The organism is Microbacterium sp. UFMG61 (assembly GCF_015354505.1).
Lineage (GTDB): Bacteria > Actinomycetota > Actinomycetes > Actinomycetales > Microbacteriaceae > Microbacterium.
Genome location: NZ_JACAFP010000005.1, coordinates 253,280 through 268,117 on the forward strand (window position 1 = coordinate 253,280; position 14,838 = coordinate 268,117).

The 14,838-nt window shown below is 67.5% G+C and carries 16 protein-coding genes; 10 read left to right on the forward strand and 6 right to left on the reverse strand.

Annotated elements, in window-relative coordinates; genetic code table 11:
* Position 1: 1 nt before the first annotated feature.
* Both IXW21_RS08015 and IXW21_RS08020 read right to left on the reverse strand, forming a co-directional pair.
* Complete coding sequence (locus IXW21_RS08015; protein WP_194763728.1) at positions 2 to 604, reverse strand: FABP family protein; 603 nt, start codon at positions 602 to 604, stop codon at positions 2 to 4.
* Positions 605 to 786: 182 nt separating this feature from the next.
* The gene (locus IXW21_RS08020) at positions 787 to 1,074 is read right to left on the reverse strand and encodes a hypothetical protein (protein ID WP_194763729.1); all 288 of its coding nucleotides are present in this window, start codon (positions 1,072 to 1,074) and stop codon (positions 787 to 789) included.
* Between the two features lie 74 nt (positions 1,075 to 1,148).
* Between IXW21_RS08020 and IXW21_RS08025 the strand changes: the two genes are divergently transcribed.
* From IXW21_RS08025 to IXW21_RS08065, 9 genes are all read left to right on the forward strand, one after another.
* Positions 1,149 to 1,832, forward strand: coding sequence for a winged helix-turn-helix transcriptional regulator (locus IXW21_RS08025; RefSeq protein WP_194763730.1), 684 nt, complete (start codon positions 1,149 to 1,151; stop codon positions 1,830 to 1,832).
* A gap of 53 nt (positions 1,833 to 1,885) precedes the next feature.
* Positions 1,886 to 4,051 (forward strand): RNA degradosome polyphosphate kinase, encoded by a 2,166-nt coding sequence (locus tag IXW21_RS08030; protein WP_194763731.1) that lies wholly within the window; start codon positions 1,886 to 1,888, stop codon positions 4,049 to 4,051.
* A complete protein-coding gene (locus IXW21_RS08035) occupies positions 4,048 to 5,034 on the forward strand; it encodes an NUDIX hydrolase (RefSeq protein WP_194763732.1) in 987 nt (328 codons plus the stop codon). Before IXW21_RS08030 ends, IXW21_RS08035 begins: the two co-directional genes overlap by 4 nt.
* Before the next feature lie 168 nt (positions 5,035 to 5,202).
* Positions 5,203 to 6,309 carry a phosphate ABC transporter substrate-binding protein PstS gene (gene pstS, locus IXW21_RS08040; protein ID WP_194763733.1) on the forward strand — a complete coding sequence of 369 codons (1,107 nt, stop codon included), beginning with the start codon at positions 5,203 to 5,205 and terminating at the stop codon, positions 6,307 to 6,309.
* Positions 6,310 to 6,443: 134 nt separating this feature from the next.
* The gene (gene pstC, locus IXW21_RS08045) at positions 6,444 to 7,412 is read left to right on the forward strand and encodes a phosphate ABC transporter permease subunit PstC (RefSeq protein WP_194763734.1); all 969 of its coding nucleotides are present in this window, start codon (positions 6,444 to 6,446) and stop codon (positions 7,410 to 7,412) included.
* A gap of 1 nt (position 7,413) precedes the next feature.
* A complete protein-coding gene (gene pstA / locus IXW21_RS08050; RefSeq protein WP_194763735.1) occupies positions 7,414 to 8,511 on the forward strand; it encodes a phosphate ABC transporter permease PstA in 1,098 nt (365 codons plus the stop codon).
* Positions 8,512 to 8,546: 35 nt separating this feature from the next.
* Positions 8,547 to 9,326, forward strand: coding sequence for a phosphate ABC transporter ATP-binding protein PstB (gene pstB, locus IXW21_RS08055; RefSeq protein WP_194763736.1), 780 nt, complete (start codon positions 8,547 to 8,549; stop codon positions 9,324 to 9,326).
* Between the two features lie 220 nt (positions 9,327 to 9,546).
* Positions 9,547 to 9,846 (forward strand): type IV toxin-antitoxin system AbiEi family antitoxin domain-containing protein, encoded by a 300-nt coding sequence (locus IXW21_RS08060; protein ID WP_194763737.1) that lies wholly within the window; start codon positions 9,547 to 9,549, stop codon positions 9,844 to 9,846.
* Positions 9,847 to 9,929: 83 nt separating this feature from the next.
* Complete coding sequence (locus IXW21_RS08065; RefSeq protein WP_194763738.1) at positions 9,930 to 10,385, forward strand: endonuclease domain-containing protein; 456 nt, start codon at positions 9,930 to 9,932, stop codon at positions 10,383 to 10,385.
* 120 nt (positions 10,386 to 10,505) lie between these two features.
* On the opposite strand, the gene IXW21_RS08070 is transcribed toward IXW21_RS08065, so the two are convergent.
* The 4 genes from IXW21_RS08070 to sigK form a co-directional block, all read right to left on the reverse strand.
* Positions 10,506 to 11,390, reverse strand: a complete 885-nt coding sequence (locus IXW21_RS08070; protein WP_194763739.1) for an aminodeoxychorismate lyase — start codon at positions 11,388 to 11,390, stop codon at positions 10,506 to 10,508.
* A gap of 190 nt (positions 11,391 to 11,580) precedes the next feature.
* Positions 11,581 to 12,210 carry a DNA-directed RNA polymerase subunit beta gene (locus IXW21_RS08075; RefSeq protein ID WP_194763740.1) on the reverse strand — a complete coding sequence of 210 codons (630 nt, stop codon included), beginning with the start codon at positions 12,208 to 12,210 and terminating at the stop codon, positions 11,581 to 11,583.
* A 28-nt stretch (positions 12,211 to 12,238) separates the two neighbouring features.
* Positions 12,239 to 13,045, reverse strand: a complete 807-nt coding sequence (locus tag IXW21_RS08080; protein ID WP_194763741.1) for an anti-sigma factor — start codon at positions 13,043 to 13,045, stop codon at positions 12,239 to 12,241.
* Entirely contained in the window at positions 13,042 to 13,641 is a 600-nt protein-coding gene (gene sigK, locus IXW21_RS08085; protein ID WP_194763742.1) for an ECF RNA polymerase sigma factor SigK, read from the reverse strand. The genes IXW21_RS08080 and sigK overlap by 4 nt, the downstream gene beginning before the upstream one ends.
* 271 nt (positions 13,642 to 13,912) lie before the next feature.
* Here sigK and IXW21_RS08090 point away from each other — a divergent pair, with 271 nt between their 5' ends.
* Entirely contained in the window at positions 13,913 to 14,581 is a 669-nt protein-coding gene (locus IXW21_RS08090) for a fasciclin domain-containing protein (RefSeq protein ID WP_194763793.1), read from the forward strand.
* Positions 14,582 to 14,838: the final 257 nt, after the last annotated feature.

A 14,838-nucleotide genomic window follows, 5' to 3' on the forward strand; every position in this document is an offset into this window, starting at 1 on the left:
GTCAGACCTTCGCGAGGCGCGCCGAAGCATGCGAGCGCAGCGGAGTGCCCAGCGCAGCGATGTCCCACGCCCAGAGCAGGTGGCCGTCGACGAGGCCGTACAGGCGCGTGGCGCTGCCGTACTCCTTCGCGCCCGCGCCGCGCACGACGGCGTCGGTGGCGATGTCGACCCGAGGGCCGTTGATCTCGCCGAGGTAGAGCTCGAGCATCCCGTCGGAGTGCGCGATCGACACCTCGATCGGGAAGCCACCGGATGCCGCGCGCAGCGCCTCGACGTCATCGACGCCGCGGTCGACCGTGACGCCCAGCGGAGGAAGAAGCCCCGGACCGGAGTCGGCATCGGTCGCCGGTCGGGTCAGACGCCAGTATCCGGTCTCGGCGACGAGCGGAACGGATGTCGAGCCGTCGTCGCCTGTGAAGGTCGCGGTGGCCGAGTAGTTGAGGAAAGGGCCGCCGTCATGGCTGAAGCTCACGCGATGCGCGAACTCGCCGCGCAGCTGCTTCCCGTCGACCGGGTAGTCGATGACTCCGGTGCCCTCCCACACGCCGATCAGCCACGAGAGCGGGACGAGATCGGCGGGGAGGTCGGTGGGGAGATCGATCACGACGAGCTCAGCGCTGGCCGCGGAAGAGGTTGCGCAGCACCACGACCGAGACGAATGCGATAGCGAGGCTCGCGAGTCCCAGGAGGCCGATGAAGAAGAATTCGAGCGCCATGAGGTCCATGGCTCCACCCTACCCTCCGCACGCGGGAGTGTCGCCTCTCGCGATGACGGGATCGTGGGGGTCAGGAGGCGAGCGCGGCGAGGCCGAAGCCGACCGAGATCATGCCCATGAGCAGCAGTGCGCCGATGGCGCTTCCGCCGACGCGGAGGATGAAGCCCTGGGTGCGTCCGTGCCACAGCTGCACCGCGAACGAGAGCAGCACGACACCGCCGAACGCCACGAGCAGCCACTGCATGCGGTACACCTCGGGCACGAAGATCCCGATGGCGATCGAGCCGACCAGTGCGACCGCCCAGACGGCGAGCACGCCGACGAACTCGTTACGCGGTGCGAGCGCAGGTTCCGACATGACTCCATTGTGACCCATCGGCGCCCGGTATCATTGCGGCACGGCGATACATCAGCCGTCCGGAAGGAGTGCGTGTGGCCCAGGTCCTGGTCTTGACCAACGCTCCGGTCTCGGAGCAGGTCCTGCCCGCCATGGAGCTTCTCAGCCACCGCGTGCGACAGATCCCCGCCGAGCCGGCCCAACTCGTCAGCGCGCCCGACTACGACATCGTGATCGTCGACGGCCGCCACGACCTCGTCGGCGCGAAGTCGCTCTGCCGCCTGCTGCGCGCGGCCGGGCAGGACGCTCCTCTGCTGCTCGTCGTCACCGAGGGCGGCATGAGCGCCCTCTCGGGCGACTGGGGCATCGACGACGTGCTGCTCACCACAGCCGGCCCTGCCGAGGCCGACGCGCGGGTCCGACTCGCCCTCGCCCGGCACGAGGAGACAGCCGAGCCGTCTCGGGTGCAGGCATCGGGCGTCGTGATCGACGAGCAGTCGTATTCGGCGAAGCTGCGCGGCCGGCCTCTCGACCTGACGTACAAGGAGTTCCAGCTCCTGCACTTCCTCGCCACGCATCCGTCGCGCGTCTTCACCCGCGAACAGCTGCTCAGCGAGGTCTGGGGATACGACTACTTCGGCGGCACGCGCACGGTCGATGTGCACGTGCGTCGCCTGCGCGCGAAGCTCGGCGACCAGGAGCAGATCATCGGCACCGTGCGCAACGTGGGGTACCGCTTCAACGTCAACGAGGACGAGAGCGTCCCCGCCGCACGGTGACACAGAGAGCTGCGTTCACACGCACGTCACCTCACGGTGCTTAGATGTACCCCATGATCGATCCCGCTCTCGCCGACGCAGGTCTCGGCGATGCTGAAGACGACGACTTCGACGCCATCGAGTCGCCGGACGCGCTGCTGCCCGACCACCGCTACCTCGACCGTGAGCTCAGCTGGCTCGCGTTCAATCAGCGCGTCCTCGAGCTCGCCGAGGATCCGTCGCTGCCGGAGCTCGAGCGCGCGAACTTCCTGGCGATCTTCGCGAGCAACCTCGACGAGTTCTTCATGGTCCGCGTCGCGGGCCTCAAGCGCCGCATCGTGACCGGCCTCGCGGTGCCCACCAACATCGGCCGCTCCCCCGCCGATGCGCTGGCCGACATCGCCCGTGAGGCTCATGCCCTGCAGCTGCGTCACGCCGAGGCCTGGACCTCGCTCGTGCGGCCCGCTCTCGCGGAGTCGGGCATCGAGATCGCCGACTGGACGGAGCTCTCCGACGAGGAGCGCGCCAAGCTCTCGGAGTACTTCGGCGCCCAGGTCTTCCCGGTGCTGATGCCGCTGGCCGTCGACCCCGCGCACCCGTTCCCCTACATCTCGGGTCTGTCGCTGAACCTCGCGATCCGCATCCGCAATGCGCGCACGGGGCGCCAGGAGTTCGCGCGACTCAAGGTGCCGCCCATGCTCCCGCGCTTTGTCGAGGTACCGGGCACCGGCGAGATCAAGCGGTTCCTGCGCCTCGAAGAACTGATCGCGAACCACCTCGGCGACCTGTTCCCGGGCATGGAGGTGCTCGACCACCACGCGTTCCGCCTCACGCGCAACGAGGATGTGGAGATCGAGGAGGACGAGAGCGAGAACCTGATTCAGGCACTCGAGGCCGAGCTGCTGCGCCGTCGCTTCGGCCCGCCCATCCGCCTCGAGATCACCGATGACATGGACGAGGTCACGATGGACCTGCTGGTCCGCGAGCTCGACATCACGGACCAGGAGATCTATCGCATCCCCGGACCGCTCGACCTGCGCGGTCTCTTCGACCTCTCGCGCATCGATCGTCCCGACCTGCGCTACCCGCCGCACCTGCCGACCACCGCGGTGGCCTTCCAGCCCACCGGCAGCAACACGCGCGCCGACATCTTCAAGGCGATCCGCAAGTCGGATGTGCTCGTGCACCACCCGTACGAGTCGTTCACCACGAGCGTCGTCGCGTTCCTCGAACAGGCCGCGCGCGACCCCCACGTGCTCGCCATCAAGCAGACCCTCTACCGCACCTCGGGCGACAGCCCGATCGTCGAGGCCCTGATCAACGCCGCCGAGGCCGGCAAGCAGGTCCTCGCTCTGGTCGAGGTCAAGGCGCGCTTCGACGAGGCGAACAACATCGTCTGGGCACGCAAGCTCGAGAAGGCGGGCGTGCATGTCGTGTACGGCCTGGTGGGACTCAAGACGCACTGCAAGCTGGCTCTGGTGATCCGCGAGGAAGACGGCGTGCTGCGCCACTACTCGCACATCGGCACCGGCAACTACAACCCGAAGACCAGTCGCATCTACGAGGACTTCGGGCTGTTCACCACCGACGCCCAGGTCGGCAAGGACCTCACCCGCCTGTTCAACGAGCTCAGCGGCTATGCGATCGAGAAGAAGTTCAAGCGCCTGCTCGTCGCACCCCTGCACCTGCGCAAGGGACTCGTGCGGCAGATCGACAACGAGCGCCGCAACGCGGAGGCGAGCAAGCCCGCCGGCATCCGCATCAAGGTCAACTCGATGGTCGACGAAGAGGTCATCGACGCGCTGTATCGCGCGAGCGCGGCCGGCGTCAAGGTCGACGTGTGGGTGCGGGGCATCTGCAGCCTGCGCACCGACCTCGCGGGCATCAGTGACAACATCACGGTGCGCAGCATCCTCGGTCGCTACCTCGAGCACTCGCGCATCTTCGCCTTCCACAACGACGGCGACCCGCAGGTCTACATCGGCAGCGCCGACATGATGCACCGCAACCTCGACCGCCGGGTCGAGGCGCTGGTGCGGGTGACCGACCCCGGACATCTGAAGGATCTGCTCGCGTTCTTCGACCTCGCGATGGACCCCGGCACCACGTCGTGGCACCTCGGTGCCGAAGGCGTGTGGACCCGGCACGCCGAGGACGCCGAGGGCAAGCCGTTGATCGATCTGCAGGACAAGACGATGGGGTTGATCCAGCGACGCCGACGCGCACGGGCGACCCGATGACCTCCCACGGGGCGACCGGAGTCAAGAGCACAGCTCGGTCCAAATGGACCGACAAGGCCGTGTATGCGGCGGGCGCCGTCATCTGGCGACTCGTCGACGGCAAGCTGCGGATCCTCCTGATCCATCGCACCAAGTACCGCGACATCACGCTGCCGAAGGGCAAGGTCGATCCCGGTGAGATGCTCGCCGAGACCGCGGTGCGCGAAGTGCACGAGGAGACCGGCATCCGCATCTCGCTCGGCGTGCCGGTCGGCGTGAGTCGCTATCACCTGCCGTCGAACAAGCAGAAGGTCGTGCACTACTGGGCGGCCGAGGCGACGGAGGATGCGATCCGCACCTCGACGTTCGTGCCCAACCGCGAGATCGCGGCGATCGAGTGGGTGAGCCTGAAGAAGGCGCGGTCGCGACTCAGCTATCCCGTCGATGTCGAGATCCTCGACTTCTTCACGAACCTCGTCGACGACGGCGTGCTGCGCACCTTCCCGGTGATCGCGCTGCGGCATGCCAAGGCTCTCGCGCGGTCCGACTGGGACGGATCGGATGCCTCGCGTCCTCTCACCGACCGCGGACGCGAGCAGGCGGCCTCGATCGTGGGGCCGCTGCGCGCCTTCGGCGTCCGCAAGATCGTCACGAGCGATGCCGTGCGCTGCGTGCAGACCGTGACCCCCCTGGCGAAGGCCCTCGACCGCAAGGTCGTGAAGACCGCGCTGATCAGTCAGGACGCCTGGGAGGACGGCGACGACGACCTGCGGTCGGTGATCGGCCGGCGCGTCCGCTCGGGCAAGCCCGCGGTGCTGTGCAGCCACGGCCCCGTGCTGCCCGGCATCCTCTCCGAGATCGCGCTCGCGACCGGGACGATCCAGGGATCGTATGTGAGCAGCGCGGCCGATCTCGAGCCCGCCGCGTTCTCGGTCGTGCACCTCTCGGCGTCCAATCCCGGGTCGGGGATCATCGCGATCGAGACGCACATCCCTAAAGTCTGACCCTCTTCGCAGACCGGAAGATCCGCGTGTTCCCGCGGATCCGCCCCAGAGAGACGCGCGCCGTTCACCTTCCGTTCACCTGCGGGGTCGAGTCTCGTTAACCGCCGCACCTAGCGTCACTGTGTGCCCTGCACCGGGCCCCACCCATCCATGATCGAAGGATCCACAGTGAAGATCTCCCGAATCGCACGTATCGGCGCCGTCGGCGCCGTGGCCGCTCTGGCTCTCGCAGGCTGTGCCGCGAACGAAGGCGGCAACACCGGCGGCGGCTCGTCCGACGCCCCCACCTCGACCCTGACGGGCACGATCGAGGCCACCGGCGCCTCGTCGCAGGAGGCTGCGCAGCAGTCCTGGGTCGCCGCGTTCCAGACCGCCAACCCCGACACCACGATCAACTACACCGCGACCGGTTCGGGCACCGGCCGCGAGAACTTCATCGCAGGTTCGTCGAACTTCATCGGCTCCGACCGCGCGTTCAACGCCGACGAGATCGCCAAGGGCGGCTTCGGCTCTTGCACCTCCGACGAGATCGTCGAGATCCCTGTCTACATCTCGCCCGTCGCGGTCGCTTTCAACCTCGAGGGCATCGACGAGCTGAACCTCGACGGCAAGACCCTCGCGGGCATCTTCTCGGGCGCCATCTCGAAGTGGAACGACCCGGCCATCGCGTCGCAGAACGAGGGCGTCGCCCTTCCCGACCAGGCGATCATCCCGGTGCACCGCGCCGACGCGTCGGGCACGCAGGAGACCTTCACGAAGTACCTCAGCGCCGTCGCCCCCGACGTCTGGACCTACGAGGCCAGCGACGAGTGGCCGCTCTCGACCGGTGAGGCCGGCGACGGAACCTCGGGTGTCGTCGACGCGATCTCGAACGGCTCGGGCTACATCGGCTTCGCCGACGCCTCACGCACCTCGGAGCTCGGCCAGGTCGCCGTGCAGGTCGAGGGCGAGTACGTCGCGTACTCGGCCGAGGCGGCCGCCGCCCTCGTCGAGGCCTCGCCGCTCGAAGAGGGCCGCTCAGACCACGACCTCGCGTTCGACGTCGACCCGGCCGCAGCTCCGGCCGGCTCGTACCCGATCGCCCTCGTCTCCTACCTCATCGGCTGTGTCGAGTACGACGACGCCGAGACCGCCGGCCTCGTGAAGGCGTACTTCGAGTACGTAGCATCGGCCGAGGGACAGGATGCTGCGGCCGAGGCCGCCGGCAGCGCACCCATCTCCGACAGCCTGCGCGAGCAGATCACCACCGCGATCGACGCGATCGTCACGGAGTGACCGGGCGCTCAGCACTCCGCTGAGCTCCGGCACCGAGGCCCCCGGGTGTCGGTCGAAGGATCTCGACCGACACCCGGGGGCACCCGCATGAAGACACCCGAAAGCCCCTCAGAGCAGATCGTGGAGCAGCCCCGATGACCACCACCCAGGCGGGTCCCGACACCACCCGTTCCCCCGGTTCGCGCCCCGCGCTGCGCCGACGGGGCGACCTCATCTTCTCCGGCACCGCGCTCGGAGCGGGGATCATCATCCTCGTCACGCTCGCAGCGGTGGCGATCTTCCTCATCGTCCAGGCGCTCCCGGCACTCTCGCCCGACACGAGCAACAACCACATCCTCGAGGGACAGGCGTTCCTCTCCTGGGTGTGGCCCTTCGTGTTCGGCACCCTGTGGTCGAGCTTCATCGCCCTCGTGATCGCGGCGCCCGTCGCCATCGGCATCGCCCTCTTCATCTCGCACTACGCCCCGCGCCGCCTCGCCGGTGTGCTGGGCTACGTGATCGACCTCCTCGCCGCGGTTCCGTCAGTGGTCTTCGGCCTCTGGGGCGCGCTGACCTTCGCGCCGATGCTCGTGCCCTTCTACAAGTGGCTCAACGAGAATCTCGGGTGGATCCCGCTCTTCAGCGGCACCCCCTCCGGTACCGGCAAGACGATCCTCACGGCATCCCTCGTGCTCGCGGTCATGATCCTCCCGATCATGACCGCCATCTGCCGCGAGGTCTTCCTGCAGACGCCGAAGCTGCACGAAGAGGCGGCGCTCGCCCTCGGTGCGACGCGCTGGGAGATGGTCCGCATGGCCGTGCTGCCCTTCGCCCGCAGCGGCATGGTCTCGGGTGCGATGCTCGGTCTCGGCCGCGCGCTCGGCGAGACCATGGCCGTGACCCTCGTGCTCTCGCCCCTCGGCATCATCACCTTCAACCTGATCAACCCGGAGAACCCCACGACGATCCCCGCGATCATCGCGCTGCGCTTCCCCGAGGCCCACGACGAGGGCGTCAACACGCTCATCGCGGCCGGCCTGATCCTCTTCATCGTGACCTTCGCGGTCAACTTCATCGCCCGCTGGATCGTCTCGCGCCGCGCCGAGTTCTCGGGAGCCAACTGACATGACCGCCACGCTCACCCCGGCGCCCGTCGCCACCACCACGCACTCCACGTCTGCGGGCCACCTGCCCAAGTGGGCGCCCTGGGCCCTGCTCCTGATCGCGTTCGTCGTCTCGGGCACGATCTTCGCCTTCATGAACGCGGGCGGCGACCCGGCCGACTTCAACATCGCGCTGACGCTCGTCGTCGGACTGGTGTTCTACATCATCCTGATCTATGTGATCTCGTCGGTGATCGAGAGCCGTCGTCACGCGGTCGACCGCCTGATGACCGCGCTCGTGTCCGGGGCGTTCGTCGTCGCGCTCCTGCCGCTCATCTCGCTGCTGTACACGGTCGTCGTGAACGGCCTGATGCGGTTCGACGGGGAGTTCTTCAGCTTCTCGATGCGCAACATCGTCGGCGAGGGCGGCGGCGCCGTCCACGCCATCTACGGAACGCTCCTGATCACCCTGGGCGCCACGATCATCTCAGTCCCGATCGGGCTGATGACCTCGATCTACCTGGTCGAGTACGGTGAGGGCCGCAGGCTCGCCCGCGGCATCACGTTCCTCGTCGACGTCATGACCGGCATCCCCTCGATCGTCGCCGGTCTGTTCATCTACTCGGTGTTCGCTCTCATCGTCGGCCCCGGCACCCGAATGGGCATCATGGGATCGCTCGCGCTCTCGGTGCTCATGATCCCGGTCGTGGTGCGAGGCTCCGAGGAGCTGCTGCGCATCGTGCCGAACGAGCTCCGCGAGGCCGCCTACGCGCTCGGTGTGCCGAAGTGGCTGACGATCATCAAGGTCGTCCTGCCCACCGCCATCGCGGGTATCACCACGAGCATCATGCTCGCGATCTCCCGCGTGATCGGCGAGACCGCACCGCTGCTGCTCACGGTCGGTGTCGTGCAGGGGATGAACCTCAACATGTTCAGCGGGCAGATGGCGACGCTACCGGTCTTCTCGTACATGCAGGCGAAGTACCCCGGCATCCCCGTGGACGCCTATCTCGAGCGCGCGTGGGCCGCTGCCCTCACGCTCATCGTCATCGTCATGGTGCTCAACCTGCTGGCGCGCGTCATCGCCAAGGTGTTCGCCCCCAAGATCAACGGCCGCTGAGCCGTCTACCCGATTTCTACAAGAAGGATCCTCTCGTGTCCAAGAGCATCGAAGTCAACGACCTCAACGTCTACTACAGCGATTTCCTCGCCGTCGAGGGCGTCAACATCGACATCAAGCCCAACACCGTCACCGCATTCATCGGTCCGTCGGGATGCGGCAAGTCGACCTTCCTGCGCACCCTGAACCGCATGCACGAGGTCATCCCCGGCGCACGCGTCGAGGGTGAGGTGCTGATCGACGGCAAGAACCTCTACGGCGCGAGCGTCGACCCCGTGCTGGTCCGCCGTCAGGTCGGCATGGTGTTCCAGCGTCCGAACCCGTTCCCCACCATGTCGATCAAGGAGAACGTGCTCGCGGGCGTCAAGCTCAACAACACACGCATGGCGAAGAGCGACCAGGATGCCCTCGTCGAGAAGTCGCTGCGCGGTGCCAACCTCTGGAACGAGGTGAAGGACCGCCTCGACAAGCCGGGCTCCGGCCTCTCCGGCGGCCAGCAGCAGCGTCTCTGCATCGCGCGTGCGATCGCCGTGTCGCCCGACGTGATCCTCATGGACGAGCCCTGCTCGGCTCTCGACCCGATCTCGACCTTCGCGATCGAAGAGCTCATCGCCGAGATCAAGAACGACTACACGGTCGTCATCGTGACCCACAACATGCAGCAGGCGAGCCGCGTGTCCGACAAGACGGCGTTCTTCAACATCGCCGGCACCGGCAAGCCCGGCAAGCTCATCGAGTACGACGACACCTCGACGATCTTCACGACTCCGTCCGTGCAGGCCACCGAGGACTACGTCTCGGGTCGCTTCGGGTAAGCATCCGCTCCGCCGCTTCGTTCGCTTTCGGAAAACCCAGACCATCACCTGGCCGGTCGGCGCGTCACCCTCAGACACGCCGAGTCGCCGCCGCATGGTCTGGGTTTTCCGTCTTCGTCCCCTTCTGCACAGGGTGCGAGAACAGCCGTCACTGCACAGATGCCAGCGCGATCGGGGCCCGAACGGGCGGTGTGCTCGAGGCCGACGCGAACATCGACGGATGGGTTTCGCGCGCGCTGACGTCGTTCTGCAGGATCTCGGACGCATGGCGCGGACCGCGGAGCTGAAGCGCAAGGGCGTCACCGAGGCCGAGCGCACCCGAGCGGTCCGGGCCGGCGACATCATCCGACCCCGCCAGGGCGTGTACGCACTCCGCGATGCACCCGTCGACGCTGTGCACGCTGCCGCGCACGGTGGCACGATCGGATGCAGCGCCGCAGGAGTCCTGCACGGACTGTGGATCCTCGACGTACCGCCCGAGCCCACATATGGATGGGTCGCGCAGGGACGCCGCGCCTGAATCGAGACGCGTGCCGGATCCACTGGGACGACGGCACTGTCCGGGTCGGGTTCCCCGCTCCCCTCCGCAACACCCTGCTGCAGATGCTCGACTGCGCCGGAGAGGACGCGTTCTTCGCGGCCCTGGAATCCGCCCTCCGGCAGGCCCTCCTCTCCGCGCGCGACATGGCGTGGCTAGCTCGGCATCTGCCTCTCGACCACCGGTGGCTGCTCGCCTTCGCGCGGTCCGATGCCGACAGCGGCCTGGAATCGCTCATTCGCCTTCGCCTGCACCGCATCGGGGTCATGGTCCGATGCCAGGTCATGATCGAGGGTGTGGGCGAAGTCGACTTCGTCATCGGCGACAGGCTCATCATCGAGGCGGACGGACGCGAGAATCACGAGGGCAGCGCGGCACGGATCAAGGATCTCGGGCGCGACGCCGTGGCGTCCGCTCTCGGCTACGAGACGCTTCGCTTCACCTACGCGATGGTCGTCCACGACTGGCAGACGGTCGAGGATGCGGTGCGAGGAGCCCTGACGCGCCTCGCGCTCAGCTGATTGATGTGGGAAAACCCGGACACCTCTCCGTGGCCGCGGCAGGTCGCCCGGTGACACGCCGAGGCGGCATCACACAGCCTCTGTTTTCCGGGGCGGAGGGGAGAGGTTAGGGGCCGGGGGTCAGTCGCGAGGGGACAGCAGGTAGGTGTTGAGGTCGGATGTGAGGGCGTGGTCGACCGAGAGGGCAGTGTCGTCGACGGCGGTGATCGGGGCCGCGAGCCTGACACTCGAGACCAACCAGGCGGCATCCGCGCGGGAGAGATCGGATGCCGGGATCTGCCCGTACTCCGCTGTGAATCCGCGTCCGGCGAGGTACTCGTAGACGCTCAGCTGCGTCGTGCCGTGCAGGATTCCACCGTTCGGCGCGGGCGTGACGAACCGATCCCCGAAGCGCAGGATCAGCGATGCGGTGGGTGCCTCGAGCACGAAGCCGTCGCGCGAGAGGAAGATCGCGTCGTCCGCACCGCGACGGTGCGCCTCACGCAGGGCAGCCATGTTGACCGCGTACGACAGGGTCTTGGCGCCCAGCAGCAGCCATGGCGCCCGCTCTGCCACATCGAGGTCGTACCCACGATCGAGCGTCACCACGCGCACGCCGTTCTGACGCACGGTCGAGAAGTCGGATGCCGGCGCCGCCGTGACCCACGCGGTCGGCGTCGGTCCGTGCTCGACGCCCCTGCTGAGGATGAGCTTGATGACGTACTCCCCCGGCCCGCAGTCGGCCGCCGCGCGGTCGATCGCCTGATGCCACTGCGCCTGGTTCGGCAGCGGAAGGTCGCAGAGCTCGGCGGAATGCGCGAGGCGTTCGAGGTGGGGCACGACCTCCTGAGCATGGCCGTCGACCACGCCGATCGACTCGAACACGCCGTCACCGCGCTGGGTGCTCAGCTCACCCACGCTGAGCGCGGGTGCCGCGGCATCCACCAGGGTGAACGTGTCTGCGAAGTCACTGCGGTCGGCGTCGACCGCCGCCGGATCGATCATGAGAGCAAAGCGCCGGGTCATGATCCGAGCCTAGGCCCCGGGAATAGCCGCGGTGCGATCTTGTTACACTGGAGTGGCCGGGCCGCATAACCCCGGGCTCCAATTTTCGCCGCTGCGAGCGGCCTTCCGCCGAGAGGCGTTCTTGCGGCCCGGTCTTTTCATGTCCGGGCGCCGTCTGGATGCACCGCCCAGACGGAAGCCTCTCTGCGTTTCAGGCGAGGCCGCCGGTGCGCCAGAGCACCGCGGACGCCGAGAGATCCTGCGCATAGCTGCTGAGGCGCAGCGCGCGCGTGGTCAGCTCGCTCGCGCGCGACGGCTCGGTCTGCTCGTAATCGTCGGCCGTGTGGGTGGCACCCGACGCCTGCACACGACAGAACGCCGCCGCACGGTCGAGCGCCACGGCGAAGTCGCCCCGAAAAGCCCCGCGGAGGATCGTGTCGATCAGAGCGACGAGCTCATCGGGGTTCGCCGGCACCGGAGCCCCGGCGATCGCCGCATCCGCCGAGGCCAACTCGATGCGCCCCCGCTCGTACAGCAGAGCGGCCGTGTGCGGATCGCCGTGGATGGCGAGCTGCAGCAGATACAGCCGCCAGAGGGCTCCCGGCAGCGTGCGAGCGGGAGCCTTCGACCACAGTTCCGCGATCTCGTCGATGCCGTGCTCGTCGGTGAAGGCCACGAGGCGTTCGGCGCTCACGCCGCTCTCGTCGGCGCGCACGCGCGTCAGCAGAGCGGATGCCGTGGCGTGCGCGATCCGGGTCTCCTCAGCGGGATCGTGGGTGCCCACGATGTTGTCGAAGGCCTGGGTCGGACGGCGGACGGGGCGGGAGAACTGCTCGGGCATCCCACCAGGGTACGCGCGATCCGCGCGGTCAGGCCGTCGGGATGGCGATGACAGGGTCGGTCGTCGGCAGGCCGCTCGGCGAGCCCCCGGCCTGCTCGACCGTGACCGCGATGATGTCACCCTCGTGCATCTCGCCCGCAAGGACCGCCGTGGCGTCTCCCCCGTCGGCTTCGAAGACTCCCGCCGAGATCGGCGTCTCACCGCGCACGAACCACAGTTCGTAGGCGCGATCCTCGGGCAACGTCTCGATGCCGTCGGCGACGAGCACCGCTGTGCCGAGCGATGCCGACCAGTGAGCCGTGGCCGTGCCGCCGTCGGCGAGCTCGATGGAGGCCTCCTGGGCGTCCTCCGCCGACTGGATCTCCTGCAGAGCGACCACGCTCGCCGGGCGATTCACGTAGTCGTTGAGAGCCACGGCGCCGACACCCACACCCACGAGCAGCGCGAGGCATGCGGCGAGCGCGAACAGCACGCGAAGCGGATGCGCGGGCGCCTTCGGCGCGGTGGCGCCGGCAGCAGTCTCCGTGACGATCGGTTCTGCACGATGTTCGTCGGGGTCCACAGCAGCGGGGGTGCTGGTGACTCCTAAGTCGGTGATGTCGCCGGTCTGCGGCGTGACGGCGATGCGTGCCAGGAGCGCCGCTCGGAGTTCGGGTGCGGGGGCCATCGGGGCCGCACCGAGTGCGAGGAAGGTCGCGCTGTCGGCATCCGCATCGACGATGCCCTGCCATTCGGGGTGCGCGACGAGTGCCGCGTGGTACCGCTCCGCGTCGTCGGGAGACAGCGCGTCGAGCGCTGCTCCTGCCGCGAGGTCCGCGAATTCCTTCTCGTTCATGCCGTCACCCCCATAGCTGTCCTGAGACGCGAGAGCCCATCTCGCATCCGTGTCTTGATAGTCCCCAGCGGTGCTCCCACGAGCACTGCCACTTCGTTCTGACTGTATCCGCCGTAGTAGGCCAGGACGAGAGCTTCGCGCTGTGCCTCGGGAAGGCCTGCGAGAGCCTGAACGACCTTCTCGCCCTCGATGCCCAGCTCGACCGTCTCCGCGACACTGTCGTGCGCGACCCCGATCTCTCTGAACCCGGCACGCACGTCTCGGTCCGCGCTGGACTGAGATGCTCGTACCCGGTCGACCGCACGACGGTGCGCGATCGTCATCACCCAGGTTCTTCCCTGTCCCTTGTTCGGAGCGAACTTGGAAGCGGATTGCCAGATCTCCAGAAAAACTTCCTGAAGGACCTCTTCGCTCTGAGAGCGGTTGACCAGCACTCGGAGGATGAGTCCGAAGACGCGCGACGAGAGCATGTCGTACAGCTCCGCGAACGCGCGCTGATCTCCGTCGCCGATGCGCACGAGCAGGTCAGCGACAGCATCCCGTGCCGTACCGTCTTCGGGTACGGCCATCCCATCGATGACCATCTCTACCAGCATGCCGCATCCTCCATGCATTCCCGCGCAACCGTCACGCGAAAGTGACGGAAAAGATCTCACCGATCCGGCCGGCGAAGATCCTGATGCCTCCCGCGTCGAGGAGTCCTCTTAACGCGTGACGTCGAAACCTGTTCGCCACAGCCCCCGAATCGGATTGGAGATCAGCCGATCTCAAAAAAGTTCTGAGAATCTCCCATCCGTTCCGAGGCGGGCTCCGAACACCTGTCAACGCCACGGAGAGGCCGTGGCAGAGATTCTCAAGGAGCTCGAGATGTTCAGCACCAAGAAGAAGGTCACCGCAGCGATCACCCTCGGCCTGGCAAGCGCGTTCGTGCTCGCCGGATGTTCCATGGGTGGCACCACCAGCACCGACGAGCCGTCGGAGTCGTCGGCTCCCGAGTCGTCCGAGACGATGGCTCCCGAGACCGAGACCATGGACCCGGCCGCCAACCTCGTCGGCCCCGGCTGCGCGGCATACGCCGAGGCAGTGCCGGACGGCGACGGATCGGTCGCCGGCATGGCTCAGGACCCGGTGGCAGTCGCCGCGTCCAACAACCCGCTGCTCACCACGCTGGTCGCAGCCGTGAGCGGACAGCTCAACCCCGACGTCAACCTGGTCGACACGCTCAACGGCGACGAGTTCACCGTCTTCGCACCGGTCGACGAGGCCTTCGCGAAGATCGACCCGGCCACCATCGAGGGCCTCAAGACCGACAGCGCCACGCTGAGCTCGATCCTGACGTACCACGTGGTCCCCGGCCAGATCACTCCGGACGACATCGTCGGCACGCAGACCACCGTTCAGGGTGCTGACCTCGAGGTCACCGGCAGCGGCGACGAGCTGATGGTCAACGACGCCAACGTCATCTGCGGCGGCGTGCAGACCGCCAACGCCACCGTGTACCTGATCGACTCGGTGCTGATGCCCCCGGCTGAGTAAGCACGGGACACCGAGCTGGGAACTCGGAACACACTGCCCTCCACTCGGGGGAGGATGGCGGGCAGAAGAACGGGCCGTCGACGAGGCACCTCGTCGGCGGCCTGTTCTGTGCGCCCGCCTGCGGGCGCAGTGCGAACGCAAGCTAGGATGAGAAGGTCGGCCTGCGGGCCGGTGTACGGGCCTTTAGCTCAATTGGCAGAGCAGCGGACTTCAACGAAATAGGAGCGCCTCGGAGGAAACTCCGAGGATGACACCAC

What these genes read in the sequence shown, in the direction of transcription:
- IXW21_RS08090 (WP_194763793.1), top strand. Translation starts at nt 13,913, where the DNA reads ATGTTCAGCACCAAGAAGAAGGTCACCGCAGCGATCACCCTCGGCCTG.
- IXW21_RS08060 (WP_194763737.1), top strand. Translation starts at nt 9,547, where the DNA reads ATGGGTTTCGCGCGCGCTGACGTCGTTCTGCAGGATCTCGGACGCATG.
- IXW21_RS08080 (WP_194763741.1), bottom strand. Translation starts at nt 13,045, where the DNA reads ATGAACGAGAAGGAATTCGCGGACCTCGCGGCAGGAGCAGCGCTCGAC.
- IXW21_RS08020 (WP_194763729.1), bottom strand. Translation starts at nt 1,074, where the DNA reads ATGTCGGAACCTGCGCTCGCACCGCGTAACGAGTTCGTCGGCGTGCTC.
- IXW21_RS08030 (WP_194763731.1), top strand. Translation starts at nt 1,886, where the DNA reads ATGATCGATCCCGCTCTCGCCGACGCAGGTCTCGGCGATGCTGAAGAC.
- sigK (WP_194763742.1), bottom strand. Translation starts at nt 13,641, where the DNA reads ATGCTGGTAGAGATGGTCATCGATGGGATGGCCGTACCCGAAGACGGT.
- IXW21_RS08035 (WP_194763732.1), top strand. Translation starts at nt 4,048, where the DNA reads ATGACCTCCCACGGGGCGACCGGAGTCAAGAGCACAGCTCGGTCCAAA.
- pstA (WP_194763735.1), top strand. Translation starts at nt 7,414, where the DNA reads ATGACCGCCACGCTCACCCCGGCGCCCGTCGCCACCACCACGCACTCC.
- IXW21_RS08065 (WP_194763738.1), top strand. Translation starts at nt 9,930, where the DNA reads ATGCTCGACTGCGCCGGAGAGGACGCGTTCTTCGCGGCCCTGGAATCC.
- IXW21_RS08070 (WP_194763739.1), bottom strand. Translation starts at nt 11,390, where the DNA reads ATGACCCGGCGCTTTGCTCTCATGATCGATCCGGCGGCGGTCGACGCC.
- pstC (WP_194763734.1), top strand. Translation starts at nt 6,444, where the DNA reads ATGACCACCACCCAGGCGGGTCCCGACACCACCCGTTCCCCCGGTTCG.
- IXW21_RS08075 (WP_194763740.1), bottom strand. Translation starts at nt 12,210, where the DNA reads ATGCCCGAGCAGTTCTCCCGCCCCGTCCGCCGTCCGACCCAGGCCTTC.